The organism is Nocardioides sp. DN36, assembly GCF_055380375.1.
This window is the reverse complement of sequence record NZ_AP043822.1, coordinates 44,803-71,398: the sequence shown is the minus strand read 5'-3', so window position 1 is coordinate 71,398 and position 26,596 is coordinate 44,803. Positions and strand designations below refer to the sequence as shown.

21 protein-coding genes are annotated in these 26,596 nt (G+C 67.2%); 9 read left to right on the top strand and 12 right to left on the bottom strand.

The window, feature by feature from the left end; translation table 11 throughout:
• Nucleotides 1-6: 6 nt before the first annotated feature.
• Nucleotides 7-1,017, top strand: a complete 1,011-nt coding sequence (locus ACZ43H_RS00315; protein ID WP_043426253.1) for an ABC transporter substrate-binding protein — start codon at nucleotides 7-9, stop codon at nucleotides 1,015-1,017.
• A gap of 256 nt (nucleotides 1,018-1,273) precedes the next feature.
• Here ACZ43H_RS00315 and ACZ43H_RS00310 read toward each other — a convergent pair whose 3' ends face one another.
• The 4 genes from ACZ43H_RS00310 to ACZ43H_RS00295 form a co-directional block, all read right to left on the bottom strand.
• Nucleotides 1,274-1,657, bottom strand: coding sequence for a RidA family protein (locus ACZ43H_RS00310; RefSeq protein WP_043426263.1), 384 nt, complete (start codon nucleotides 1,655-1,657; stop codon nucleotides 1,274-1,276).
• 341 nt (nucleotides 1,658-1,998) lie between these two features.
• Nucleotides 1,999-2,784: an IS21-like element helper ATPase IstB gene (istB, locus tag ACZ43H_RS00305; RefSeq protein ID WP_021473521.1), complete on the bottom strand. Its 786-nt coding sequence runs from the start codon at nucleotides 2,782-2,784 to the stop codon at nucleotides 1,999-2,001.
• Nucleotides 2,781-4,316, bottom strand: a complete 1,536-nt coding sequence (gene istA, locus ACZ43H_RS00300) for an IS21 family transposase (protein WP_021473522.1) — start codon at nucleotides 4,314-4,316, stop codon at nucleotides 2,781-2,783. The genes istB and istA overlap by 4 nt, the downstream gene beginning before the upstream one ends.
• Before the next feature lie 115 nt (nucleotides 4,317-4,431).
• Nucleotides 4,432-5,196 carry an endonuclease domain-containing protein gene (locus ACZ43H_RS00295; RefSeq protein WP_084798156.1) on the bottom strand — a complete coding sequence of 255 codons (765 nt, stop codon included), beginning with the start codon at nucleotides 5,194-5,196 and terminating at the stop codon, nucleotides 4,432-4,434.
• A 423-nt stretch (nucleotides 5,197-5,619) separates the two neighbouring features.
• Here ACZ43H_RS00295 and ACZ43H_RS00290 point away from each other — a divergent pair, with 423 nt between their 5' ends.
• Genes ACZ43H_RS00290 through ACZ43H_RS00270 form a run of 5 tightly spaced genes read left to right on the top strand, consistent with a single transcriptional unit; the run spans nucleotide 5,620 to nucleotide 9,726 of the window.
• Nucleotides 5,620-6,726 carry a tyrosine-type recombinase/integrase gene (locus ACZ43H_RS00290; protein WP_192551718.1) on the top strand — a complete coding sequence of 369 codons (1,107 nt, stop codon included), beginning with the start codon at nucleotides 5,620-5,622 and terminating at the stop codon, nucleotides 6,724-6,726.
• Complete coding sequence (locus tag ACZ43H_RS00285; RefSeq protein ID WP_071416681.1) at nucleotides 6,723-7,055, top strand: helix-turn-helix domain-containing protein; 333 nt, start codon at nucleotides 6,723-6,725, stop codon at nucleotides 7,053-7,055. Before ACZ43H_RS00290 ends, ACZ43H_RS00285 begins: the two co-directional genes overlap by 4 nt.
• Nucleotides 7,056-7,069: 14 nt before the next feature.
• Nucleotides 7,070-8,575, top strand: coding sequence for a recombinase XerD (locus tag ACZ43H_RS00280; RefSeq protein ID WP_071416680.1), 1,506 nt, complete (start codon nucleotides 7,070-7,072; stop codon nucleotides 8,573-8,575).
• Nucleotides 8,576-8,630: 55 nt separating this feature from the next.
• Entirely contained in the window at nucleotides 8,631-9,245 is a 615-nt protein-coding gene (locus ACZ43H_RS00275; RefSeq protein ID WP_071416679.1) for a hypothetical protein, read from the top strand.
• Nucleotides 9,238-9,726 (top strand): NUDIX hydrolase, encoded by a 489-nt coding sequence (locus tag ACZ43H_RS00270; RefSeq protein WP_071416678.1) that lies wholly within the window; start codon nucleotides 9,238-9,240, stop codon nucleotides 9,724-9,726. The genes ACZ43H_RS00275 and ACZ43H_RS00270 overlap by 8 nt, the downstream gene beginning before the upstream one ends.
• Nucleotides 9,727-9,731: 5 nt before the next feature.
• On the opposite strand, the gene ACZ43H_RS00265 is transcribed toward ACZ43H_RS00270, so the two are convergent.
• The 5 genes from ACZ43H_RS00265 to ACZ43H_RS00245 form a co-directional block, all read right to left on the bottom strand.
• Nucleotides 9,732-10,277 (bottom strand): GrpB family protein, encoded by a 546-nt coding sequence (locus tag ACZ43H_RS00265; RefSeq protein ID WP_071416677.1) that lies wholly within the window; start codon nucleotides 10,275-10,277, stop codon nucleotides 9,732-9,734.
• Between the two features lie 895 nt (nucleotides 10,278-11,172).
• Nucleotides 11,173-11,949: a hypothetical protein gene (locus ACZ43H_RS00260; RefSeq protein WP_166188175.1), complete on the bottom strand. Its 777-nt coding sequence runs from the start codon at nucleotides 11,947-11,949 to the stop codon at nucleotides 11,173-11,175.
• Nucleotides 11,949-12,179, bottom strand: a complete 231-nt coding sequence (locus ACZ43H_RS00255; protein WP_192551694.1) for a hypothetical protein — start codon at nucleotides 12,177-12,179, stop codon at nucleotides 11,949-11,951. The genes ACZ43H_RS00260 and ACZ43H_RS00255 overlap by 1 nt, the downstream gene beginning before the upstream one ends.
• Complete coding sequence (locus tag ACZ43H_RS00250) at nucleotides 12,176-13,288, bottom strand: coiled-coil domain-containing protein (protein ID WP_166187964.1); 1,113 nt, start codon at nucleotides 13,286-13,288, stop codon at nucleotides 12,176-12,178. Before ACZ43H_RS00250 ends, ACZ43H_RS00255 begins: the two co-directional genes overlap by 4 nt.
• A 297-nt stretch (nucleotides 13,289-13,585) precedes the next feature.
• The gene (locus ACZ43H_RS00245; protein WP_143711735.1) at nucleotides 13,586-14,053 is read right to left on the bottom strand and encodes a hypothetical protein; all 468 of its coding nucleotides are present in this window, start codon (nucleotides 14,051-14,053) and stop codon (nucleotides 13,586-13,588) included.
• 339 nt (nucleotides 14,054-14,392) lie between these two features.
• On the opposite strand from ACZ43H_RS00245, the gene ACZ43H_RS00240 reads away from it, so the two are divergent.
• From ACZ43H_RS00240 to ACZ43H_RS00230, 3 genes are all read left to right on the top strand, one after another.
• Nucleotides 14,393-15,103 carry a hypothetical protein gene (locus ACZ43H_RS00240; RefSeq protein ID WP_011777058.1) on the top strand — a complete coding sequence of 237 codons (711 nt, stop codon included), beginning with the start codon at nucleotides 14,393-14,395 and terminating at the stop codon, nucleotides 15,101-15,103.
• Between the two features lie 221 nt (nucleotides 15,104-15,324).
• Nucleotides 15,325-16,377: a DUF4192 family protein gene (locus tag ACZ43H_RS00235; protein WP_011777059.1), complete on the top strand. Its 1,053-nt coding sequence runs from the start codon at nucleotides 15,325-15,327 to the stop codon at nucleotides 16,375-16,377.
• A gap of 373 nt (nucleotides 16,378-16,750) precedes the next feature.
• Nucleotides 16,751-17,662 (top strand): hypothetical protein, encoded by a 912-nt coding sequence (locus ACZ43H_RS00230; RefSeq protein ID WP_143711736.1) that lies wholly within the window; start codon nucleotides 16,751-16,753, stop codon nucleotides 17,660-17,662.
• Nucleotides 17,663-17,871: 209 nt separating this feature from the next.
• Here ACZ43H_RS00230 and ACZ43H_RS00225 read toward each other — a convergent pair whose 3' ends face one another.
• Genes ACZ43H_RS00225 through ACZ43H_RS00215 form a run of 3 tightly spaced genes read right to left on the bottom strand, consistent with a single transcriptional unit; the run spans nucleotide 17,872 to nucleotide 26,464 of the window.
• Nucleotides 17,872-18,963, bottom strand: a complete 1,092-nt coding sequence (locus tag ACZ43H_RS00225; RefSeq protein ID WP_043807000.1) for a DUF3320 domain-containing protein — start codon at nucleotides 18,961-18,963, stop codon at nucleotides 17,872-17,874.
• Nucleotides 18,963-22,460: an SNF2-related protein gene (locus tag ACZ43H_RS00220; protein WP_011777062.1), complete on the bottom strand. Its 3,498-nt coding sequence runs from the start codon at nucleotides 22,458-22,460 to the stop codon at nucleotides 18,963-18,965. The genes ACZ43H_RS00225 and ACZ43H_RS00220 overlap by 1 nt, the downstream gene beginning before the upstream one ends.
• Complete coding sequence (locus tag ACZ43H_RS00215; protein WP_011777063.1) at nucleotides 22,457-26,464, bottom strand: Eco57I restriction-modification methylase domain-containing protein; 4,008 nt, start codon at nucleotides 26,462-26,464, stop codon at nucleotides 22,457-22,459. The genes ACZ43H_RS00220 and ACZ43H_RS00215 overlap by 4 nt, the downstream gene beginning before the upstream one ends.
• Nucleotides 26,465-26,596: the final 132 nt, after the last annotated feature.

Here is a 26,596-nt window from a genome sequence, read left to right as displayed (position 1 = left end):
ATATCGATGGCAGTTCGACGGGTTTCAGCCGCGCTCGCGGTCGCACTCCTGATCATTGCCTCCATCGCGGGATGCGGCAAGGACAGCGAAGGCGGCACCACCACATCAAACGGCGCGCCGACGAGGCTACGGATGCAGCTGAGCTGGGTGGCGAACGCACAGTTCGCTGGATACATGATGGCTAAGGAGCAGGGCTTCTACGAGGACGCAAACCTGGATGTAGACCTTCTCTACGGCGGGCCGAACGTCAACAACGTTCAGCAACTGACCAGCGGTCAGGCCGACCTCACCGTCGACCGCGTCAGCACCCTCTTCCTGTCGCGTGACAAGGGCATCCCGATCAAGGGCATCGCGGAGTTCGATCAGAAGTCCGGATTCTGGCTCGTGGCCAAGAAGAGCAGCGGAATCAACTCACCTGATGACCTTGTCGGGCAGAAGGTAGGAATCTTCGCAGACGACGAGTTCCAGGCCGACGCCCTCCTCACAGCGATGGGCGTCGACCCCAGCGATGTTAAGACGTTCTACCAGGGATTCACGATGGATCCGTGGCTCAACGACGAGTACCCCGTCGCAGAGATGACATCGTTTGGGCAGCTCCAGGAGGTCTATCACGCTGGTTACACAGACAAGGACCTTGTCTTCTTCAAGCCTTCTGACTATGACGTCGGCATTCTCCACGGGTGCCTGATCGCCAACGAGAGCGCCATCCAGTCCAGCCCCGACGCGCTCACCGCTTTCGTCGAGGCAACGATGAAGGGGTGGACCTACGCCTTCGCGCATCCCGACGAGGCTGTTGACGCCATCCTCGCAGAGGAGCCCAGCGCCAGCCGACCAGTCGAAACCTCTGCGCTGGACGCGATGAAGGACGTCCTCTGGGATGGAGACACGCCTCCAGACAACTGGGGCCAGATTCCCATGGACAACTACGAGGAAACGGCCAAGATTCTTGAGGACGGCGACTACGTCGACCACCCGATCGACGTCGAGAAGTCGGTGGATCTGACCATCGCGCCGTGAGGACTGTCCGTCGGCTCGGCGGCTCCTGCAGGAGGCGCTCTGGATTGGGGAGCCCGCACGACGGCAGGCAGGCGCAACTGCCTGCGGGACGTGCCATCGGCTGAGCCGATCGCTCAAACGACCAGCGCCCCAGACAATCTGACTGGGGCGCTGGTCTTTCGTGGGTATGGCCTGTGAAGGTAGGCACCGAACCGCAGAGCCGATGCCTAGTTTGGTTCCGGCAAGCCGGACGGACCATACATTGGTCCGGTGGCGGCTAGCCGATGATGGCGTCTGCCTCGATTTCGACGAGTAGGTCGGGAAGAGCCAGTGCGCCAACCTCAACAAGCGCATTCGCTGGCCGTACCTCCCCGAACACCTCACCATGGACGGCGGCCACCGCCTCGAAGTCCGAGATATTCGTGACGAAGATCCGAGTCCGGACCACGTCCGCGATCGACGCGCCCGCTTCTTTCAGCGCGGACTCGACTCGCGTAAGAGTCTCACGCGTCTGTGCGACGACGTCGTCGCCGCCAACGGCTCCCTCACTCGACCCTGCGGTCATCCCACCAACAAACACAAACGGCCCCTTGCAGACGGCCCGCGAGTAGCCCCGGAGGCTCTCGAGGTGAGACCCAGACGAGATATTCTGCCGAGTCATCGACTCCATGTTGACCCTTTCGGTCGGTCTCGGGCCATCCGACCCGGTGATTTGGGCGGCGGAGTTGCCCGCCATCCGTCGTCGGCCGCGCACCTTGGGACGGCACGGCTTACGCTGTGTGAAAGTCTAACTCCAATGAACGAAGTTCTCAGATGGGGTCTGCGCTTGCCGTGACTCCCAATCGACAGCAAAGGCTGAGGTGAGTCGTGGTAGCGTGTCAAGGGACAGTAGGAACTGCCCAGGGGCGGACATGAAACCTGCCCGCTGACGGCCACGAGAACTGCCCGGTGGTGGCCACGGGATCTGCCCAAGGGGGCGGTGGCCACCACCGACCGGGGTGCTCAGCTCAACGGGCTCACCCCCTGGCCGGCGAGTGCCTGGGTCAGGCGCACGCTGTCGCCGCTGGTCTGGCAGACGTGGGCGTGGTGGAGCAGCCGGTCGACTGTGGCGGTGGCCAGCGTCTTGGGCATGAGCTCGTCGAACCCGGACGGGTGCAGGTTCGAGCTGATCGCGACCGAGCGCTTCTCATAGGCGGCGTCGACGAGGCGGTAGAGGCCTTCGGCGGCGTCGGCGGCGACGGCCAGGAGCCCGATGTCATCGACGATGACCAGGTCGGCCCGCAGGATTCGGGCGATGGCCTTGGTGACGGTGTCGTCCGCACGGTGCCGGCGCAGCAGGACGCCGAGGTCTTCCAGGGTGAACCAGGCGACCTTGAGTCCCTGCTCGACGGCTTGTTGTCCGAGCGCTTCGAGCAGGAACGTCTTCCCGGTCCCGGATGGCCCGCAGACCACGAGGTTCTCTCGCCGGTGGACCCACTCCAAGGTCCGCAGCGCCTGCTGGGTCGGGGCCGGGATCGAGGAGATCTCGGGCTGCCACGCATCGAACGTCTTGCCGGTCGGGAACCCTGCGGCCGCCCGCCTCGTGGCCAAGGCGGAGCGTTCCCGGCCGGCGACCTCCTCAGCGAACAGGGCCTTGAGGACCTCGGCGGGCTCCCAGCGTTGGGCCTTCGCGGTCGCGACCACCTCGGGCGCGTGGCGACGGATGTGCGGCAGCCGCAGCTTGCGCAGCAGCTCCTCCAACTCGACCGGCAACGGCGGCGCGGTGCTGATGGGGCTCCTCGTCGTCATCGGGTCACCTCGCCGTCGCCGTCCGCGGTGGACCGCTGGCCGAGCCGTGCCCACGCGGCGGTGCCCTGGGTCAGCGAGGAGTCCTCGCTGGCACGATGCTCACCTGTGCCGGGCTGCCGGGCGTGGTGGTCCAGGATCGAAGAGAGGTCGGCCTCGGCGAACCGGCCATGGACCGCGGCGTGGCCCAGTGCCCAGTCGACCTCGACGGGGTCGAACAACTTGGCCAACGCGAGCGCCTCGGTCATCTTGACCCGCATCCGCGGCGTGCCCGCGGCAGCCGCCTCGACCAACCACAGCCGGGCCCCCTCACCCAGGTCGAGGAACTCCGACTCCGCGGCGTTCTTCGCTCGGGGCTGGCGGTCCAGCGGGCCGGACGGCTGGGGCGGGAAGTGCCCGTCATCGATCTTCGGCGTTCCCGGCGTGGCGCGACGGTGGCGGGCGACCTCGATCGGACCGTCGTCGCCGACATGAACGATGACGACCCACTCGTCCTCACCGACCCCGTGGGTGCGGACCCACACTGTTGCACCGAGCAGGGTGTGTGGGACCGAGTACTGGCCGGACTCGAACATCACCATCGGGGTGTTCGCCGGCACCATGCGGGTGGTGCCGAACGCGACCGTGTGCGCTCGCGCCGGAACGGGGTGCAGCCGAGCTCGTTCCTCGGCGAGCATCTCGATCGGCGGCCGCTTCGTCGTCCGGTGGGCACGGGTGTTGACCTTCTCGCAGAACGCCTCGCAGGCCGCCTCGAGCTCAGCGAAACTCGCGTACTCCTCCCGCAGGTTGGTGTCCTTGGGGACGAGGTCGGCCTTGCTGATCTTCACCGACGCCTCGGTGCCGCCCTTGGACGCCGGATCCGCGGGCACACAGGTGTGCACCACGACCGAGTAGTGCTCGGCGAAGGTGACCAACTGCTGGTTCCTGACCGGGATCCCGGCGATGTGCTCGACCGTGACGGTCTTCTCGTTGTCGGTCAGCACGTAGGTCGGCACTCCACCGAGTCGGCGGAACGTGACGTCCAGCGCGGCGAACACGGACGGCATCGTCTTGTCACGCAACGGCAGCACGACCCGGAACCGCGACCACGCCAGCCACGCCACGAACAGCACCGTCTTGACGCCGTCGACGACCGGGCCGTCGCCGTAGTCGTACTGCAGCCACATCCCCGGCTCGGTGACCCAGGGCCGGTGCACCCGCACCCGACCAGAGCGATAGGACGCCTTGACTTTAGCGACCGCGCGGCGTGTGGTGCGTTCCGAACCCTTGTAGCCCAACGCCACGAGCTTCTCGTGGGCGACATCGGCACGGACCTTCCCGAACGACCGCTCGACCCACTCCTCGACCTTGGGCAGGTACTCATCGATCAACTGCAGCCGGGCTGCGGTCTGGTCCAGCTCCCCGCCGGCAGCGCGGCGGTCCACGTAGTGCTTCACCGTGTGGTGCGAACAGCCGGCCAACTCACCGGCATCACGAAACGACCCAGTCAGGTCGTAGGCATCCAAGATTTCCATGATCTCCTCGGCAGACTTCACATGTCCCTCCTCAGGGGCGAACGGCGCATCAGCACGCCAACCGCACCTGAGGAGGGGCCTCAACCGTGGGAACCGGTGAGGCAGACGACGTCGTGTCGGGCAGATCCCATGACCGTCAGTGGGCAGTTCTCATGTCCGCCACCGGGCAGCTTCGTGGCCGTCTCCGGGCAGTTTCTCGTGGCCGCCGACAGCGGGCGACGTATCTCGGACTCGCGAGCTGGGCCCTCCAACCGGGGTACTCGATGCCGAGAGGCGCGGCCGGAGGGTTGGCGAGGTAGTCGGCAAATCGGCAGCCCGACAGGTGTCGACACAGGTCGACCACCGTGTTACAGGCTCCGCATAGGTAGCCACGGACCAGTCCGGTCAGGTGGTCATGATCGATCTTGGTCGCCCATGGATCCGGACACGTCGCGCACCCACACCCGAGCTCTTCGACAAGCCGGCGTCGGATCTTTGCGCGCGGCCCTTTGCCGTCGATCTGGGGCGGCCAGCGGCCAGCTGCGCGATCGCAGCGAAGCTCGAGCGGGATATTGGCCACATTGGAGACGGGCTCTGCGCCTGATCGCGAGACTTGCGCCTCGCACCAGCGTGACTCGGTGAACCGTCCGAGGCAGGCCGCGCGTGAGCCAGCGAAGAGATGGTAGATGCCGGATCGGTCCGCGACAGCGCGATCAAACGGCGGCAATTGCTCGAACTGCAGCAGGCTCGCCTCACAGGTGTCCTCCAGGTGGTCGAGTGCCTGAGCCAGGTGGAAGCCATCGCGATCGCTGAGGCGCCACGCGAGCGTCTCGCGCCGGCCGGGCGGAAGATCGGCGGCGGTCCGAGCAACGGGGGGCGTGTCCCTGCGCGCCCACTCGTAATGCCCCTGGACGCGCCCCATGCCGCCGAACTGTAGTTGCTGTTGGCCCGCGCGAATTCGGCGATCTGGGGGCGCGTGTGTGTGAGTGCTACGGGGAGGTCGCGGGTCACCGACTCCATGGGACGGGCTCTCTCATCTGCTTCGACTCGTCCCGATTGACCGCCGATAACAATGCTTATGTAAGGTACTAGTCTGCGTATTGCATCGGATGAATCAATCGCGGGCGGCTGACTCACTGCCCCGCTGGCCGTACTTAACCCAGCTCTGACCAGCGGAAACGCAGCACCGAACGTCGTCGTAACGGCGTCAAACCGTGTGTGGCGGCGGAACGATCAGGCGTTGCGCGGCCACCGCGACACGCCGTTGACCTGCGCAAACACAGATGGCGTCTCATCAGATGCATCATGGAATCACTGGATGAAACCGGATTCTCGGGAGGATTTGATGCAGGTTGATGGCTCCGGACGGGTCCGCCTGGTCGAGTCGGTGCCGGTCCTCCGGCCCGACGAGCAGGTGCTCCAGAAGATGCTCGAGGGCTGGCGGAACCAGCAGCTGTCACGCAACCTGCAGTTCGCGACCATCGACCAACGGCTCCGGATGGTCGAGCGCTTCATCAGCCACGTCAACGAAGACCCGTGGAACTGGACGCCCGCGCTTGTCGAGGAGTTCTCGGCGGACCTACGCACCCAGAAGCACGTTGCCCACTCGACGCTGCGCGGCTACCACTCCGCGTTGCGTGCCTTCACTAGCTACATCAGCAATCCCGACTACGGGTTCGACGTCGTGTGCGAGCGGTTCTTTGGCACCCACCCGGCGCAGGTGTTCTTCGACTGGAACACCGCTCCCCACGTCCAGGAGTACGACGGACGCCCGAAGAAACGTCCGTACACCCGTGATGAGATCAGTCAACTCTTCGACCACGCCGACGACGAGGTTGAACGGATCGGCAAGTCGGGCCGCAAGGGCTGGCAGGCCGCCTACCGGGACGCGGTCATGATGAAGATCGCGTACGGCTACGGGCTCCGGTTCAACGAGTTGAGGCACCTGCAAACGGTCGACTTCGCCCGCAACCCACACGCCCGAGAGTTCGGCGCGTTCGGCGTCTGCAAGGTCCGCTACGGCAAGGCAAAGCGGTCCTCGCCGCACAAGCCGCGCAGCGTTCTCACTGTCTGGCGGTGGACGCCCGGCATCATCGAGGACTGGCTCGCCAACGGCCGCGGTGATCCGGGCACCCTGGATCTCTTCCCCAGCGAACGCGGCGGACTGGTCGTCGAATCGACTCTGATCCGACGGGTCCGGCGCTACTGCGAGGAGTTGGGATTCTCCGATGGGCTCGATCTCCACTCGTTCCGTCGTTCGTACGCCACTCACCTGCTCGAAGCTGGATGGGACCCGCGGTTCGTGCAGGACCAGATGGGCCATGAGCACGGGGCGACAACCGGCATCTATCACTTCGTGTCCGACGAGTTCAGGCGCTCCACGCTCAGGAGCGCCTTGGACCGTACGGTGAAGGAAGCCATGGCCCGCAAGACCGAGGACGGAACATCATGAAGCGCAAGGTCGACTACACGTGGCGCCTGGCCGAGCTGATGGCCGCCCGAGGCCTGCACAACACCACGGATCTCATTCCCCTGCTGGCCGAGCGCGACATCAATCTGTCTCGACCGCAGGTGTACCGGCTGGTGAACCAGCGGCCGGAGCGCGTCTCCCTGATGTTGATCGCGGCGCTGTGCGACATCTTCGAGTGCGAGTCGACGGACCTGTTCACGACGACGGCGACGGATGTACGCGTGCGCAAGACGGGCACCGCTTCCCCGCCGAACGTTGTCTCGCTCGACCGCAGCGTGCGGCCGCGGCGCGCAAACATCCTCGACGAGTAGCGCCAGGAGCATCGATGGATCCGAAGCCGGCGGGCCTCTCCCCTCGCTCGACCGTCCAGGGTCGTCCGCGCGCGACGAGCACTCGCGACGATCCGTGTGCTCGCTGCGGCCGGAACATCCCCAGGCTCGCAGCCAACTGGCCAGAAGGCCGACTCTGCAACATCTGCTACTACGACGCCGTGCACACCCGCGGAACCTGCCCAGAGTGCCTCCAGGATCGGCTCCTGCCGGGCCTGCGCGCCACCGATCGCCAGCCGATCTGCTCGACATGCGCTGAGATCCCCGTCGACTTCCACTGCGAGCGCTGCGACGTCGAAGCAGCGCGACATCGCGGACGGCTCTGCGTCCGCTGCGCACTCCGCGACGACCTCCACGCGCTGCTCGGCGGCGCGCCAAGCGATCCCGCACTCCTCGGCCTTGTCGATGCTCTCTGCGCGTCAGACAGGCCCGAGTCCATCCTCGTTTGGAAGCGGTCGGCCAAGGTCCAGGAACTGCTTCGCGGGCTCGGTAACGGCGCCATCGCCGCGTCGCACGAGGGTCTCGACTCCGTGCCCGGCAAGCCCGCCGAGCATCTCCGGGCACTGATGCAGCACCACGGTCTACTCCCCCCTCGCGACCCCTACCTGCCGCGCTTCGAGCAATGGATCGACGCCAAGCTCGACGGACTCCCCGACGAGGTACGGCAGCCAGTTCAGCACTTCGCCACGTGGCACCACCTGCGGCGCATCCGCGCCAAGACCGGGGCTGGCGCACCCACTCGCGGGCCAATTCACTCCGCGAAGCAGGAGATCACCGAAACGGTGAAGTTCCTCGTGTGGCTCCACGAGACGTATCAGCGCACCGCGGCCACCTGCACTCAGCAGGACGTCGACGAGTGGCTCGCGGCCGGACCGACGACGCGCAGTGCGATCAGGACGTTCTTCGTGGTCGCGAAGCAGGCGCGTCTCAACACGGCGGTGACTGTTCAGCACCGATCCGCGAAGAGCAGCCCATCTCTCAGTCAGGACCAACGGCTCGCCTGGATCCACGAGCTCCTCACGGGCACCAGCGAGTCACTCCCCTACCGCGTCGCCGGGATGCTCCTGTTGCTCTACGCCCAGCCGCTGGTCAAGGTCGTCACCTTCCCGACCAGCATCGTCGACGACGCCGACTCTGGGATGAGCATCGTTCTCGGCACGCATCCGACCGATGTTCCCGAGCCGTTCGCCTCGCTCATCAGGGAGCACCTTGCCGCACGGCCGAACCTACGCACCGGCGCCGGATCCGACAGCCCGTGGCTGTTCCCGAGCACGCTTGCCGGCCGCCACCTACACCCCAACACTGTCATGGACCGCCTCCGCGACGTGGGCATCAACCTCCTCGGTGCCCGCAACCGTGCCATCGGTGAGCTCGTCCTTGAATGCCCGCCCTCCCTGGTGGCAGAGGCGCTCGGTTACAGCGCCCAGGTCGCGTTCCTCCACGCCGACAAGGCGGGCGAGCCGTGGGCCCGGTACGCCGGCCGATCCATCAAGGCCACTTGACCGTTGGCACACGCCGCTCTTTGCCGCCGTCACCCGGAATGCGAGGATCCTCGTCGTGTCTAGCGAATCGCCCGACCACTGGGTCTATGTCGTCACGGACATCGAGGTCGACGGACCGTGGCCAGGGCCGAACTCGATGCGATCGTTCGCGTCCGTCGCCATCACCCTCGACGGCACGGAGCACGGGCGCTTCGAAGCCGTTCTCGAAGAACTGCCCGGAGCCGCACCGAACCAGCAGACCCTCGCGTGGTTCCAGTCGATTCCCGACGTGTGGGAGGCCGCCACGACCGATCCGGAACCAGCGCCCGATGTGATGGCCAGATACGCGAGTTGGGTGAAATCACTGCCCGGCCAGAAGTGCTTCGCTGCCTCGCCCTTGGCCTTCGACGGCCTGTGGATCGACTTCTACCTTCGCCGGTTCACTCGCTACGGCATCATCCAGGGCCCATACGAGGACGACCGTGTCTTCGATGGCACTGGCCTCTGCCTTCGGAGCTACGCAGCAGCCGTGACCGGTCGCCCTGCGTCGGAGATCTCGCCAGCGAGCTTGCCGACCGAGTGGTTCGGCGACGTACCGCACACGCACCGCGCGATCGACGATGCTCTCGGATACGCCAACCTCCTCGTCACCCTGGGACGGATGGCGCAGTCGGGAGAGCGCGATGCCTGAAGACACGCGAGTCGCAGTTCGGATCGTCCTCCTGGACCAGTCCAGCCGCGTGCTCCTCTTCGAAGGCCGGGACCTCTCCGACACCGGTGACACGGTCCGATTCTGGTTCACGGCCGGCGGCGGAGTGGACACGGGCGAGTCGCTCGCGGAAGCCGCGGAGCGCGAGTTGCTCGAGGAGACCGGCCAGGCAGGACTGACTCTGATCGGGCCCTTCCATCGCCGGGAATTCGACTTTCTAAACCACGGTCAGCCACAGCATCAGATCGAGCACTTCTTCGCCGCAAGGACGAACAACAGCGCGCTGAGCGCCCACGGATGGACCGAGCTGGAACAGCGAGCCGTGACCACGTGGCGATGGTGGTCGACCGACGACCTCACAAGCGCGGACGTACAGGTCTTCCCCGACAACCTGGTCGATCTCGTCCGACAGGCGTCTGAGCTCGTTCGCACTGAGGCGGCCAGCCCGCCTGGCGAGCTGTAGTCGGGTCAGGCGGCAGGGTCGTTGAGGCGCAAGATCTGAAGGCACTCGTCGGAGGTGAGGTCGGACTCCGCGAGGACCTTCTGGAGAACCGCAGACTTTCGAGCGATGTAGGTATCGATGTCCATGTCGGGCTCCGCTGCAAGCGCCAGCTTCACGGCTCCGTACTCGTCACGCAGATCTTCCCGCACACGAAGGACGTCGCGAACCGCGAGGTGGTTGCGGACGTTCAACGTGCCCGCCCGGCAGACATAGACGTTCCGCCGCGGGTTCGCATCAGGAGCATGGAAGGCCTCCCGATCGACAACTCCCAGATCGCCGCGGTGAACGTACCCGGCCGAACCCAGGGCGGCGACCGCTGCCGACATCTCCGCTCCGTCGACGATGACGTCGATATCGAGGATGGGCTTGGCCGCCAGCCCTGGCACTGAGGTTGAGCCCACATGCTCGACTCGCGCGGTCGCCAGTCCAGCGAGAGCCTGCTTCAGGTCGCCTGCGACCAGCGCAAACTGCGCAGGCCACGATGGCGAGGACGCGACCACTTCGATAGGCACTGGGCGATGCTAGCCGCCGGTCTCACCGGGTCTCATACCCGCCGAATACGCGCGGACTTGATACGCAGCCTGTCCACTAATCCAGTTTACTAACGAGACATATGTCTTGTCCAAGGTAGCAGACGGACCCCCGCGAGAGACGGCGCCCGCCGCGTGAAGCCGCGACCCCGTTCCCGCGCGGCGAACGAGGGCGGCGTCGCGCTGCGGGCGGCTCCTCAACCCGTAGAAATTCAGTATCGCGGCGTGTCACACGCGTCGACCCCAGCGCACCTTCGATTGGCGAAGGCACCGGCACCGGCGGCATCGAGTTCAAACAACCCCCGGAGGTTCTCCGATGACGCAGGAGAAGACGGTAACCACCCGACACCGGCATGGTCCCACCGATCTGTCACCGGACGGGTCACGGTCACCACCAACGCTGAGGAACGGAGCATCGGGATGAGCGCGCTGACGGACCCTGGGACGGGGTTGGCCGGTCCACTGGGTCAAGTCCTGTTCGGCGCGGGCTACGTGGGAGGCGCCGCTCTGGGCGGGGCGCCCTGGTGGGCGATCCTCGGGACAGGACTGTTGGTCTACATGATCGGCACAGTCCGCGTCCTGCTCGTGACCAAAATGGAGACCGCCCGCGATCTCGCGGTGGCGAAGGCTCAGGCGCAACAACGGGGCGATGACCAACCCGCCCGCGCGAGAGGGCCGGGCCCATCTGGTCCCGGTCGTCCTGGCCAGAGCTCCGCTCGCACGGTCCTCCGCGGCCGCCAAGGTGCGTGAGGTGGATGCCGACCCGGTGCACCTGCGTGACGCGATTGACGCGCTATTCCGCGTGCTGGCCTAGGAATCGTGACGGCGGACATTGTCGGCACACGTGACGAAAGTGGGCCCACTCCGGGGAACGGGGTCAGTCGACGTGGAGGAGAGAGCGGATCTCTGCTGCTTCCTTCTCGGGCCAGTCGAGACTATTCACGCGCTCGAGGTAGTCGGCGCGGCATTCGTCGGCAGTCCACTCCCCCGTGGCAGCGGCGAGGTCATCCCAGGTCGCGCCGGCCTTGAGGGCAGGCAGCGGCGCGTAGTACAGCGCCGTGTGGACGGCAGCCTGGATGGCTTCGACCGCGGAGACCAGTGCTGTGAGCGGCCGGCGGTCCTCGGGGCCGATCTGGTCCCAGCGCCGGGGGCAGTGGGCCCGGACGTGCTGGTAGTTGGCGACGGCCTCCTCGATGCCGTCGACGGCGTGGGCCCACTCCCCCGACAGATCGAGGCTGACGGCGAAGCTGGACGGTCCACCGACCAGAGCGGTGAGTGGGTCACAGTCACCTTCCTCGGCGGGCGCGAGCTGTCGCAGTTGGCAGGCGGCGCGGTCCGAGCAGACGTAGCGCCACACCCCGTCTTCCTCGACGGGCCGGTAGCGCCGCCATGCCGCGCGCCAGGCTGGCGGCTTGCTCGGGTCCGGAGGTGTGACGTGGCCGCAGTCCGCGCAGGCGGCTGGCTCGGTGACGCCGTGCTCGCGGACAAGGGCCGTCACAGGATCGACCTCGCGGGAATCGGCGAATGGGCCCCACTCGCCACAGCTGCAGCGGTTGGCGTACCGATAGGCCCCGTCCTCTGACTGCTCCGAGCGGACGACCCGAGTCAGCGGGATGTGGATCGGCAGAGAGCGCATAGGGTCGGGATCGGGCATCAGGCCCTCCCAGCCGCTACCGGCGCCGACCGGGCGCGTGTGCAGCGCCGCTGGTACTCGGTGTGGGTGATCTCGCCGACGACGTACTGCACCATGTCGTCGACCTCGACACGGGTGGGCGGGGCACCGGCGGGGTGGGCCCGGGCCAGGTTGCGGACGACCGTGCGACGCTGCGCCGGAGTGAGGCCGACGAACAGTTCAGGCCACTGTGCGGTGACGTTGCGGATCATTCGCTCGACGGCTTCCGCTGTGTCTTCGGCTTGCTCGCCGCGGCTCGGAGTTGATCCAGCTGTGTCTGGAGACCGGCGCGCTCGGTACGAAGCTCCTCGAGCTGCTCCTGGAAGCTCGCGCGCAGATCGGTGAGCCGCTGCTCCCCGTGGCTGCGTTCCCGTTCCACCTCGGCACGGGCGGCCTCGCGCTCGGCTCGGGCGGTGGCCTCGCCGGCGCGCAGCTCGCCGATCTGGTCGCGCAGCTCGTCGACCTGGCGTCGCGCTGTGTCGACCTGCTCGCGAGCCGCGGCGGCGGCCTGCTCGGCCCGGTCCGCGCGGACGGTCTCGGCGGTGGCCCGCTCGACGGCTCCCCGGGCGCGCTCCTCGGCCTCTGCGCGGGCCGCCTGGGCAGTGTCGAGTTCCTCGGCAAGGTGGTCTCGCTCGCCCTCGACGACGGCGATGCGCTCCTCGAGGCGGGTCTGCAGCGAGGCGAGCTCGTTGCGCAGCGCCGCGATGGCGGCCTCCGCGTCGGCGGCGGCTGCTGCCGCGGTGTCTCGGGTCGCGGTGAGCTCCTCCTGCAGGGCATTGGCCTCGTTCTGGTAGCCGTCCGCCTGAGCGCTCACGTCGGCGAGTTCGGCCTCCAGTCGCTCGACGGTCTCAGTGGCCTCCATCGCCGCGGCGTCGGCCTCGGCGCGCTCGGCCTCGGCTCGGCGCTGGGCCTGCTCCGCCCGCGAGGCTCGGGCGGCCGCGGCCGCGATGCGCTCCTCGGCTTCGGTGGTGACCGACTCGATCTGCGCCTCGGCCGCGTCGAGGTCCCCCGCGGTGCGGATCTCCTCGATCGCGCGGGGAAGCTGGTCGAGGAACAGCTCGGCCATGCCTGTGAGCTGCGCGACCAGCTCGCTGGCCTTCTGGCGGGCTGCCTCGACAGGCCGGTCGTCAGCGGTGCCGCCGGCATCGGCCTGGCCGCCGTCCTTGAGGCGCTGACGCTCGCGCCAGGCGGCCGCCCGGTTGTGCCCGGGGTCGTCGCAGTACTCCGGGGGCCGGCCGGTCCCGGCGTCCCCCGCGGCGGCCGGGCGGTCGCAGCCCGGGAAGCGGCACGTCCGCTGCTCTGTCTGCACCTGCTCGCTCATAACGTCACGATAGCATACGAAAGACGTAACGAAACGAAAGACGAAACGAAAGACGGAACACCTCCGCTACCGCGTCATTTCGCGGTCGCCTGCGTCGCGGTTCCACGCCATTCGCCGGACAGGTGTCGGGGTGTCGTGCGATGCTCGCGTCTGAGAGCCCGCTGGTGACCCGAGACGCCGGCGGGCTCTCAACATGTGCCCGCCCCCGATGTAGGCGCGGCCGCCAGGGCTTGGGAAGGCGCTCGGTGCTCTGCCTCGGCGAGACCTACCGGCCAGTGGAGCGCCCGGGTCGGGGCCTCAGAGGTGCTGGTTCCGGGGGAACTGCGCGGAGATCTCGGCGACGACCTCGCTGATCGAGACGGGCGCGGTGTCGTCGGCGAGTTGGTCGAGCAGCTCTTCGGCGGCGTCGTCGAGCCGAGGGGCGGTGTAGGCGTCCCACTCGTCGATGGCTCGATCGAGTCGATCGTAGGCCTCAGCATCAGTGGCCGGCGTCGCGCGCAGCCAGGCCGCGGCCGCGACGGTGACCAGGTGCGCGAGGCGGATTGCCTCGTCGTCTCGGGATACCAGGGCCTGTCGGGCGGCCCGGCGCATCTGGGCGGCCATTCGATCCGCCTCGTCCTCGGTGAGAGTCGGGGTTCCGTAGGTCTCCCACTCATCGGTGGCGACGACCAGACGGCGATAGGCCTCGGTGTCGGCCTTCGTGTGCCGCCAGGCGGATGCCGCATTGGCCACGTGCCGCTCGAGCAGGGCCGCCACGTCGTCCATAACCAGCAAGTCTCGACGACCAAGCGGCGCCGCGGAAGACCTTTCCTCCCCTCAGTCCCCCACGCCCGTGCCTCCGCAGCCCGTGTCCGCCGAACGTAGTTCGGGTCTGGCTGTCCGATCCGACGCGTGACCGGTTGCTTCTCCGCAACAGAGCAGGAAGTCACCTGAGGAGAAGGACCCCCTGATGAACCAGTCCCCGAAGGCCGGCCCAGCCGGGCCGCATCCGCGCCCGGTCGTCGTGCTGCGCGACCAGCTGACCCAGGCGATGACGGCGACGAGCCGGCTTCGCTCGATCCTCGCAGGTGTCGATAACCCCGGACGTAGGCCCGGTGAGCGTCGATGAAGGAGCGTGAGGTCCTCGCGGCGGCCGAGGCGGTGTTCGATGCGGAGCGGGCTCTGCGACGAGCCGCCGAGACTGTCGCCGAGCTCGGCGACGTCGCCGCGTCGTCGCTGCGGGTGCTCGACGACGCCGCCACCGACGCCTTCTACGCCCATCAGGAGGAGCGACGGGACTTCTACCTGGAGTCTGCCAGTGAGCACCTGGCGCGTCTGCGCAACAGGTCCGGGCTGATGAACGAGCTCGGTGAGGACCTCAGCCGCCATCTGGCCGCCGCCGGCAGTGCTGTCGAGCGCGCTGGCTGTGAGCTGGCGCGCGGCATCGGGGGCGATGAGCAGCAATGCGAGGTCCGTGTACTGCGCACCCAGATCGACGTCCTGAGCGAGGTTGTAACGCTGGCGCGACCCGTCGCGGACCAGATCATCCGCCACGCCAAGCAGGCCGCCGAGTCGTCGGCCGCTACCGACGCGCTCATGCTCCTCGACTCGCGCGTCCACCACGCTGGACAGCGGGTCAACCGGGCTGACGAGGATGTGTCGATGATGCGCTCGGTGATTGAGCGTGCACAGTCACGCGCACGGGCCTCGGCGGAGCTCGCTGGCTCGCTCAGTTACGCGGCCACCCACTCGCCGGCCGGCCAGTCATGGTCCAGCGGTGCCCCGCAGCAGATCCCCCAGCCAGTCAAGCCGGCAGACCCTGGCATCGCCATTTGAGAGGAAGGTCTACGTGCCATGGGTGATCGCACACACCGATCGAAGCCGTCGCCCTTCACCAAGGTCGCATCAAGTCCCTCGCGGTGGATGCCCGCCGACTCGTCAGGCCAAACAGGACCACCGCGGCGCCACATCGGTAGCCGCCCACCTGTCCGATCCGTCGCGCTGACGGTTGCTTCTCCAGAAAACGTCCCGTTCAACCTGAACAGGTGGGCTCACTGATGAAGAACACGCTCACGATCCGCTCGCACGACGAGCTGATCTCGCATATCCCGCACATGCTGGGTTTCCAGCCTGAGGCGAGCATGATCTGTCTCCCGTTCGGCGGCGGCCCGACCGCGCGCCTGGATCTCCCCGACTCCCCCGAGTCGATGAGGCTGTTCCTGCAGCAGATGTCCGACGTCTACCTCGGTCGCCACCCGACGCGCCGCCTCGCACTGGTCGCGTTCGGCGAGGACAGCCGGGCCTGTCTCGAAGCCCTCGCCGCTCTGGGCGAGACTCTGGTCAGCCACGACCGCGGTCCCGAGGTGGGTCCCATGCTCTGGGTCAACGGCGTGGAGTGGTTCGACGTTCTCACCGGCACCAGCGGGACCGTCGATCCGAGCGTCCGTGCCGGGATCGACGCCGAGTACGCCCTGATGGGTCGCGTCATGCCCACTGGCCGGCGCGAGGACCTCGCGGCCGCGTTGCAGGGTGATCCCACTGCGGTCGCCGAGCACCTGCTCGCGGCCGAGGCCCGTGTGCGGGACATGGACCTGGCCGCTCTCCAGGCCGAGGCCGGGTGGCTGGGCGAGCGGCTTGACCAGTTCGGCCACGATCGGGAGTACCTCTCCGACAGCGACGCGGCCCGCGTCCTGGCCGTGATCCACGACGGCGGAGCCCGCAACGTCGCCGAGATGCGGATGACCCGCGAGAACGCGCCGGTCTTCTCCGAGCTCTGGCACGACCTGGTGCGTCGCGCACCCGTGGAGGTGCGCGATGCCGCTGCGGCGATGCTGGCGCTCAGCTCCTACCTGCAGGGCAAGGGTGCGCAGGCGTGGGTCGCGCTCGATCAGATCTCCGAGGCACGCCCACCGCTGGCCGACCTGATCGCGACCGCCCTCGAGCAGGCGATCGACCCGCGGGAGTGGGAGCAGGCGATGCACCAGGCCGCTCCTGGCGCCCTGATGCAGCAGGCTGCCTTGCGGGACATGAACCCGGCGGAGCGCCGCACTCACGAGGCGCACGACGCCCACGGTGTCGATGGACCGGAGTCGTCGGCGCCGGGCCGCTGAGAAGGACGGAGACCAGACCCTTGAAGACCAATCGTTCGCGACTGGAGCGGCGCCTCGCGCGGTTCCTCGCCCTCACTCCCCCACCTGCCGCTCACCCTGCGACCGGACCTCCCCGGATCGACGTCATCTACCTCGCCGAGGACGACCAGAACCGACTGGACAGTTGCTTGCGCGAATAGACGCTATGCGGTGCGGTTGTCAAGCGACCATCCCCGTGCCTGTGGATTGCCGACCGGTATCCACAGGCTCGAGGCGCTGCGGTTGCGCTGTCGGAGGTTCGGTGGACACTCAGAGTGAACGTGTCGGCGCGTTCGGGTCGCGCCGGCTGGTGAGGGCTCCGGCAGGGGTCGCGCCACGAGGGGACGTGAGGGACATGCGTACGTCGACCAAGGCGATTCGTTTGTGCGCCGTTGTGCCGGCCGGTCTCGCCGGCAGCTTCGTGGCGGTCATCGGTCTGGGATTCCTCCCCGACGCGGGCCTGGTGCTCGCGTTCGTGGGCACGCTGCTGGTCTCCCTGTTCTTGGCGTGCGGCTTGTTGGAGGCGCCTGCTGCCCGTGTCTTCGGGTTTGCGCGTGGTCTTCGTCCAGGTGAGCGCGCTGTCCTGGCACCGACGCTGGCGCTCCTTGAGAAGCTCGACCTCGCGCCGGGCCGAGTGCTGGCCCGGCTCGATGAGGACGCGAGGCTGCCCGCCTCTCCGATTGGTCGCGGCACGGTGATCGTGGAGCCCTGGCTCGTGCAAGGCGTGTACGAGCGGCGTCTGACGCACGAGGATGCCGCGACGGCGATCGGGCACGCGGTCGCGAGTCAGCGGGTCGGCCCTACGCGGTTCGACCTGGCGGCGCGGCTGTGGGCGCTGCCCTGGACGTTGGTGTACGTCGTGGTGCGGCAGATCGCGCGCATCTTCTCCTGGGTGCCCGCTGGCGAGTTCGCGTGGCATCTGCGGGTCGTGGTCGGTGTCGTTGTTGTATTCCAGGGGTTCCAGCCTGGTGGGGACCCGGTTCTCGGGGTTGCGACCGGTGTACTCGTGGCGCTCAGCTACGTCGCGCCGGCGGCCGATCGGGCTTGGCGCGCGGTGGTGCGACGCGACGCTGACCGCATCGTCGCCCAGCGCGGCCTCGCGGGATCGTTGATCCACCTCGCGCAGTGGCAGCACGGCTCCGCCTCCTTGGAGCGGGTACAGCGCATCCGAGCTGCGGCCGCCGAGCAGAGGGCCAAGGACGTCGAGACCACGGCACCCGATGGTCGCGGTGCGCTGGTGCTGGCACACCCCACCGCATTTCGCTGAACCCGGAGGAGGAACCCCGCTCATGGAGACTGACTTGCACCTCGAGGCTGACCTGTTCTTCGGGCCGTGCAACGACCCCGACTGCCCGGGAGCAGCTCTCGCTCCACGCCAGCCGCGGCTCGAGCTGGTCTGCCCGGACCGCGCTCAGCTAGGACTGATGGAAGACGGCAGCAAGTAGTCCCGCTGGTCGCCGTCGCGGCCTTGTGCTCTCAGACGAGCGCCCGCGCCTTGTCGAGGTGCGCAGCGAACTGCTTGGTCTTGCGCTTCCGGCCGAAGGTTTGAAGCGTGGCGGCGTCGAGGTCGTCGGCGCCGACGGCCACCGCGCTCCTCTTGAGAAGGCGCATGGCGTTGGCGATCTCGACCGTGCTGATCTGGGTGAATGGTCGATCGACGGTGCTGTCGTTGGGGCGGAACTCGCCCCATGTCTTTGGGTCGAGGTCGGCCGGCCACACGAACTTGTCCGCGTCGACGAGAAGTCCGGTCTGCCTGATCTGGTAGGTCAGCTTCTTCTCGCGTGCCGGCCACAACCGCTGGACGCCGAACGACGCGGCGGTGAGCTGCGCGAGCCTGTCGATGTGGATCGGTCCCTCGAACTCGACGATCTCAGTCGCGACGGCGCGCACCTTCTCTTTGGCGGCCTTCTTCGGCAGGTCGTCGAGCACTGAGACGTCGCCGACGATCACGACAGTCCATGGCTCGAACTCGAAGCGGCCCGAGCCGATGGTTGGCGTGCTTGCCGCATCGCCGCGCGTCAGTGTGACCGGGTCGGGACGGACCACGTCAGCGTCCTCGCTGGCGGAGGGCTCCGGGGTGACGACCGGCGCGGGTTGTGTGGACTCGGCGTGGGCTGCGACGCCCTTCTCCTCCGCCAGGGCGTGGAACGCCTCGTCGCGAAGATCGGTCGCACCGGCAACGCCCTCGCTGTCCCCGAAGTGCTCCAGCAGTCGCACGGCGAAGTCGTGGGTGCGCCAGGCGTCCAGGGTGGTCAGCTCGTCGTGGTGCGCCCAGCGGTTGCGCACGATCCGCAGCTCGCTGCCCAGAGCGCTCACCAGGCGAGTGTGGTTGTCGAAGGGGAAGCCTAGGTTGCCGAGTCGTTCGGTGAGGGCTTTGAGCTGGGACTGAAGGTCTGTCGCGACGTACGACTTCGGGGTTTTGCCACGCATCTTGTCGAGTTCGGAGAGCACGGTTGGCCATGGCAGTCCACCCAGGCTCGGGGCGAGCCTCGCCCCGATGATCGGGTCGAGTCGCTGTGCGAGGTGGTGCAGGCCCTTGTCGATGGAGTGGCGTGCCTCGAAGGCCATCAGAGCAGCTCGCCCGGGAGCTTCGTGCCGGGAATCTGACCCAGCGCTTCTTCCTGGCCGCGAGTGCCCTTGACCGCCATCCAGGTCACCAGCCGCACTTCGTGCTTCTCGATGTCCGGCAGGGGCTCACGCGGCGGGGGTGCGGTGATGCCGGCCTCGTCGAGGACCTCGGTCACGAGACCGATGCGTTGCTCGTCGGTGGCGCCCTGGTTGAGCGCTCCTCGCACTTGTCGAGCGACCTTGGCCGAGGGCACGCTGCGGAGCCTGTTGGCCAAGGAGATCTGCGTTTCCTTGCCGAGGTAGCCGCCCTTGCGGAGCACCAACGAGTAGGCGTCGCGGAAGGACAGCGGCAGGTCGGGCTGGAAGGCGTTGGGGTCGGTCAGTTCTTTCCAGGCTGCGTAGACGCTGTCGCGGGCTACCTCCCAGGCGTCGAACGCGTGGTCATAGACGTCCTCGGGCAGCCAGCGGTCGGCGTTGGAGTTCTGCGGGTCCGCGACGCGCAGTGAGATGAGGGTGTCGGACGAGACGATCGGCTCGCCGTCTTCGGTGAGGCGGAGCGTCCAGTCGTCATGGGCTGGGACGTAGCGGAACCACGGCTTGGCGCTCTTGCCGATCTTGACGCAGAAGACGTAGCCGTTGCCGTGCACGACCGGATTGACGAAGCCGCTTCCAGATCCATACGGGAGGGACAGGACGTCGGACTTGAGAACCGGCTCCATGTTGAACGCGCCGAAGAGCCGGCGCCGGTACTCCTCACCGGACAGTGAGGCGCTCGAGCCGCCGGAGTCGAGAAGCTTCTCGAACTCGTCGATCACCTGGTCGTCGGCGAGGTTGACCTCATGGCCCGGGCCGCGGCCCGGGAGGACCTCTCCCGCTCCGACCGCGGCGTCTGCGAGCGCGAGCTTTGCCTCCAGGCGGGCCTCCAGTTCGAGGAGGGCATCCAGCCGTTCAGCGGGGAAGAACAGGCCGAGGAAGACGTAGTCGTGCTTGGAGCCGATGCGGTCGACGCGGCCGTGACGTTGGACGATCCGCATCGGGTTCCACGGCAGGTCGTAGTTGATCATCTGGCCGGCCTGCTGGAGGTTCACGCCCTCGGCGAGCACGTCGGTGGTGAACAGGATGTCGAATTCGTCCTTGGCTGACGGCTCGCCGGCGGCGTTGCGGGGTCCGGCTGTGGCGGGGGCGAATCCGGCGATGGTCGACGCGCGGCCGCCCTGGTCGACTCCGCCGCTCGCGCCGCGCTCGTGGGTCTTGGCGTAGGAGCCCATGATCGGCGGGGCGACACGGCCGCGGTAGTCCGACAGCGGTGATCCGGCGGGTGCGTTCTCGATTGCCTTGACGACGGCCTCGTGGATCGGGAGGACGGTGTCGGTGAAGGCGGAGAAGATGATGACCTTTCGCCGGTCCGCGTGGGACACCCCGCGTGGGTCGACGCGCTGTGCCTCGGCCGCGATCTGGGTCAGCTCTTCGACGAGACGCTCGACCTTCGGTTCGAGGCCGTTGATGACGACTTCGGCGAGGTCCCTCAGCTCGCGCAGGAGGATGATGTCGGAGTCGACGTCGGCTTGCAGCTCGGTGAGGTGGTAGCCGTCGACCGATTCGATCTGGTCGTCCTGGTCGAACTCCAAAACGAACTCATCGAGGTCGTCGGAGTCCGAGGTAACCCATTCGCTGAGCGCCTCGCCCTTGAGCACGTAGCCCTTGCCCAGCGCCTCGAGGAACGACTCGTGGGAGACGATCATCTTCTCCAGCGAGGCGTGCAACGCCTGGGGGCTGGATTCCAGACGCTTCAACAGTCCGGACCGCAGGAGGCCTGCGTTGGTGATCTGGTACTCCTGCAGGTCGTGGTCGACGGTGTACATGCTGGACAGGTAGCGCGCCAGCATCAGCCTCTTGGGGTCGCGGCTGCGGTCCTCCCAGGCTCGCGGCGCGTGGGGGTCGGTCGGGTCGTCGAGGGCGTAGACCATGGCGTCGATCAGGGCGAGGCCATCGTCGTCGAGGTCGTAGTCGATGCGGCGGACCTTCGGTTGCGGGAACTTGATCGTCGTTGGCTTTCCGTCTGGGCCGATGATCAGTTCGTTGGCGTAGTGCTCTTTGACGAACTTACGAGTGCGGCGCACGGCGACCTGGTCCATCAGGTCGAACAGATGCTCCGGGGTGAGGTTGGCCGGGTCGATGGCCTGGGCCTGCTTGATGTACTCGCGAATGCTGGGGATCCCGAGGGAGGCGAACCTGGCGTCGTCACGGATGAAGTACTTGACCAAGGTCTCGAGGTCGCTGAGCGAGTTGTTGACCGGGGTCGCGGTGAGTAGAACGACGCGTTTGGGACTGCCGGCGGTGATCACACGGTCGACGGCGCCGGAGCGCTGAGCGCCAGAGTTGCGGAGGTTGTGGGCTTCGTCGATGACGACGAGCGAGTAGTCCTCGACCTCTTGGAGGAACGTGTCGATGGAGCCCCTCTCGGGGTCGAGGCGGTTGCGGACCTCTTCGTAGGAGTAGACCTTCACCCAGCGGCTGAAGTCGTGGGTCTCGAGGAAGGGCTCCCACATCGAGGACTTCAGCGCGGCGGGAGCGACGATGAGCACGCGCTGCCGGTTGATGTTCGCGGTCCGGTAGATGACCTCACCGGCAAGGAACGTCTTCCCGAGGCCGACCTCGTCGGCGACCAGCACCCCGCCGTGCTCGTCGAGGAGGCGCTCCATGCGGGTCACGCCGTCGGCCTGGAAACGGGTGAGGTTCAGACCGGTGCGGACGTTCGAGTTCTCATCGGCGTCGAGGTGCTCGCCGTAGAGCTCCCATAGCATGCGCAGGTAGACCGACCAAGGGGTGTGTGGGTCCCACAGGCGGCCGTAGAGCTCGGCAAGGTCGTAGGGCTCGCTGAGGTCCCAGAAGTGCTCGAACCACTCGCGCACCTTGCTGGCCGAGCTGGTGCCACCGCCAGTGCCGAGGTTCAGCTCGGCGTTGTGGGCAAGGCCGGCGTAGGTCATGTTCGAGGAGCCAGCGATGGCGGCCTGAGCCGCGCCGTCCTCGACGAGGTAGGTCTTGCCGTGTAGGAAGCCACCCGTGTACCGACGAACCTCCACTCTTGCGGCGCCGTCGGGGTCGACGCACTGGAGCCACTCGACCATCCGTTTCGCCTCGGAGGTCGGCACCCGCGCGAAGCCCATCGTGTCTCGCTCGGCCTCCAGCCAGGCCTGATGGGCAGCGATCGCGGCGTCGCGCCGCGCGTCTTGGTCAGCGTCGCCAGCCGTGATCGCGCGGACTGAGTCCTCTTCGGGCTCGGCGCCGAGCAGGAGCCGCACTCGCGGCGCGGCCTCCAGCTCGTCCGCGAGCAGCGCGAACCCAGCCGGGTTGATGTACGCCGTGGCTATCGCGATAGGCGGCGCGGTCACCTTGTTCTGTCGCAGGAGGCGGAAGAGCTCGTTGACCTTGTCAGCAACCGTCGTCTCCGGCTCGCTTGGTGCGGCGTTGGTAGCGAAGTCGGGGAGCTGGGTCATGCCTTGCCCTTCCACTCTCGGTACTGCTCGAGCACCAGGTTGAGTCGGGCCTCGTAGTTCCAGCCCCGGTGGAACGTGGCGAAGACGTGCTCGACCTGGTCCTCGGTGAGCCCGTAGAGCAGGCTCACGACAGCGTCCAACTCGGCGATCAGCTGATCCTTGTCGAGCGGGCTCGCAACCGAACCGGTCGTAACGCCCACCTCCGCGGCCCAATCACGGAAGCGGTCGTCGACGGCCGCGAGGCGCGCAGACACCTCGACGAGCCGTCGGCCGAGCGGGCTCTCAACGTCGACATTCGGCACTGGGCTCGGGTTGAGAAGCTCGAAGGAGAGCTTCATCTCGGCCCAGCGACGCACGTACCAGTCAAACGGAACGCTCGAGAGAACGCCGAGCAGGGCTGCGGTCTCCGCTGCGCCCCCATCCCGTTGTACCAGGACTGGCGCCTCCTCCATAGCCGCAGTCCTCGGTGGCAGAAGGCAGGCGATCAGCGTCCGCGAATCCGTCGCCCGAGCCATGCGCCGGAATGCAATCCGTGGGGAATCGAACGGAAGTCGATCCTCCGTGAAGGTCATGCCGTGGTATGCGGAGCGAGCCAAGCGCGAAGACCGCGCGACCTTGGCTGCGATGTACTTCCGGAACGCCTTCTCAGGCGCGTAGCCCTTCGGCAGCGCTGCATCTGGTCGCCAGAGATTGAACGAGCCACCCGTCACGACAGGAATGCGACCCTTGGGCTCGTCCACGTCGAACTCGAGCACCTTCCTCTCGCTCGTGGCGTTCAGATCACCTTGGAGTGGCCGGAACTCCCAACCTGGCCGACGAGCGTCCAACCTGGGACTCTTCTTCATCTGGCGGAAGACGTCAGCGGAAGCTGGGTCCGGGATCAGCGGGAAGGCCGCCGACGGCGACCAGCTCTGGAATTCCTCCGCCGGAACCTCGGCGACGTCGCTAGCGCCGGCGAGGAAGTCGCGTTGGTTGTAAAAGGGACCGGCGAATCGAACGACATGGTCCTCGCCGCGCGCAAGCACCGTAAGCCCGACGGTGTACTGCGGGTGGACCTGCGCGAACAGCCACTGCTGGTTGTTGACTAGGAAGCAGACGTCGACGAAGGAGCCCTGCATCAGAATCGTGCGTCGCCACTCGATCAGGCCCGATCCTGCAAGTGCGCCGCGCGGGAGGACCACGCCAACGCGCCCTCCCTGCCTGAGAAGTTGCCAGTTGCGCCAAGCGAAGGCGGAGAAGAGGTCGAGGTGCGCGGCGCCGATTCCGGGGAATGGTCCTGACCCGACTGCCTCACTCGTCTCCTTAACGGCTAGCAGGTCGCGCTGGTACTCACCTTCCAAGTCGGGGCGGCTTTCGCGAAACGCCTTCAGTGCCGCATCACGCTCCCGCTGGCGCATGGAACGCAGGCCGGGGAACCGCAACCCCCACCATTGAAGCTCTTCGACGTGCAGCTTCTCCCAAGGTGGGTTTCCGATGAGGACGTCGAAGCCGGGATTGTCGCGGAGGAACACCTCCGGGAAGAGGAACGGAAGATGCGCTGGCTGCAGACGTTCCGCGGTCTCTGCGACTACCGCCAACGCGAGGACGCGTTCCAGCGAATCTTCGTCAAGGATGAGGCTTGGGTCGACCTTCCCGATGCGCGCCGAGACGGCAGCGTCGAAGATGCGCCGCGCTGTGTCCGCTGCCTCGCGGGCCTGCGCGAGGAGTCGTGCCCCTTGCTCAACCTCCGACTTGTTGGCTTCACTCGCGTTGGCAACATCCAACAGAAGCGTCTTTGACGATGCCAGCTGGTCAGTCAGGATCTCGTCGAAGAGACTCATCTGCCCAGGTTTGCGATTCGGTTGAAGCGCATCGAGCGCCTCGTCGATGGTCCCAATGCCGGTGAGGCTGTTGGCGTTGACGAGGCCGTGGTCCAGGTTGCTCATGGGCAGGCCCGGTACGAACGTGTGAATCCAGAGGGCAAGGCGTGCCAGTTCTGCTGCCATCGGGTTGATGTCGAGGCCGTAGATGCAGCGGCGGGCGACCTGCCGCCGTAGGAGGCCGACTTCGTCGACCTCGCTCTTGGCGACGTCGTCTGTGCCGAGCGCGTCGCGAGCCACGGCGGCGAGCCGGAGCAGTTCCTCGGTGACCCCGGGTACTGCGTGCTCGGTGAGGAAGGTGCGCATGAGAGCTTCGATCTTGTCCACGGCCGCGACGAGGAAGTGCCCAGAGCCCATCGCGAGGTCGGCTACTCGGAAGTCGAAGAACTCACGCGCAGCCGCAGATGCGTCCCCCTTACTGAGGTGGAGGGCGATCCTCTCGAGGTGCGCGGTGAGTGCCGGCACGATGGAGCGCTCAATGAGGTGATCGACAACGACCTTGGGCGTGAAGTAGGAGCCGGTTGCCTTCCGCTCACCGGACGCTGTGTGGAAGTAGACCGACGAGGCCGGCGCGTAGACGGTGTCTCCGGGTTTGGCGGGGATCCAGGCGCCGCTGTTGTCGAGGGTCAGGTCCTCTTCAGCGAGCGAGAGTGAGCTCTCGAGGAGACCTTCGTAGATGGTTCCGAATTCACGGACGCTGAGGGAGCGGAAGTCGACGGGGCCGGGTACGCCGTCGTTGCTGACGTCGATGAGGAGGCTCTTGAGCGCTGGGCCGAGCACGCTGTCGGGGAGCTCGATCTTCTTGATGAGCGCGCCTTCGGGCGAGCGGTCGGGGTCGGTAGAGAAGAGTCCGCCGTTGTAGGACGGGATCTGCCACTGCGGGTTGCCCTGGTCGATGGCGTTCCAGACCTGGACCAGGTCGAACCAGATGGTCGTGGAATCGCCGAACTCGTCCGTGTCGGAGTCGATGAGTCGGCGTGCGTTGGTCTTGAGGCTGTTGGCGTCGAAGCCCTCGTTGCGGCCGGAGGGCAGGAGGCCGCGGTCCTCGGCGTAGGCCTGGAACAGGAGCCGGAAAAGGATGCGCAGGGTGACGCGGTATGCGAGTGCGAGCCCGTCAGCGTTGAGCGGGACCGCGGCGTACTTCGCGAGTCGCTGGGCGACCTCGACTGCGACGGGCGGAACGATCTCGTCGTAGATGCGTTCGCGCAGGCGTGCGCCGAGCTCGCTGGCGTAGCGCGAGCTGTCACGAAGCAGTTCGTCCGTGGTGCCGTCGGCGACTAGGGCGTCGGCGGAGAAGATCAGCGGGAGAAGGGCGGCGTACTCGGAGTCGATGGTCGAGAGGTCGACTTCGAAGAAGGTTTCGGCCTGGCCCTTGGACCCGACGCCGACGCCGTCGCGGCCTGGGTAGAGCCGGATCTGGTCCTTGCGGAGTACGACGAGCCAGGGAACTTCCTGCTTGGAGGCCACGGCGAGGCCGAACGCGACGGGCGAGAGCTGGAATCGCTGGGTCTTCGCGTCGAACTGCTCGGTGTCCTCGAGCAGTACCGCGACAGCGCGGGGCGGACGCCCGCCGATGGACAGCAGCATGGTGCCGTTCGGCCCGGGCTGCGTGCCGAACCCGAGGCCTTCAACGAGTTGCTTGCCGCGCTTGCTGAGCAGGGCCCCGGCCTTGCTGCCGAGCGACTCCCAGTCGGGTCGCTTCGGAACGTTGCTGGTGATGTGGTGGGAGGCGAAGAGGCCGCTGTTGGTGAAGCCTGCGACGCCGGTCGAGTCGTTGGCCTTGCGGAAGCCGGCGAACCGCTCCGTTGCCGCGAGGAGGTCTGGCTCGGCGAGCACTGACTGAAGCTGGCGCTGCGCCTGCTCGACGGGCAGGACGATCGGTTGTGCCTGCGGATCGGGGCCAAAGAGGTGGACCGTTCCGTCGTGGACAACGGCCACAACCAGCTGCACCTGTGTCCGGCCCGTGCGGGCCGTGAAGAGGTCCCGGAGCCCCTGGCGGGACGGCGCGGCGACGGCGGATGCCACCGCGACCTGGAATCCTCCGAGGCCGTGCGGGTCCGGGCCGAGGTAGACCTTCTCGGTGGTGACGCCTGCGGGCGCGGACGGATCGGTCCAAGTCACGATCTTGTCGGCGGTCAGACGCACGGCGGCTCCCTGGGGTTGGCGCAGGGCCGCGAGCGTGCAACCCCAGTCGGAAACCCTACCTACGGCGGCCGGCGGAAGAGTCGAAAACTGCAGGCCGCTTCGGCGCCGGGATCCGGGCTCCTCGGCGCCGAG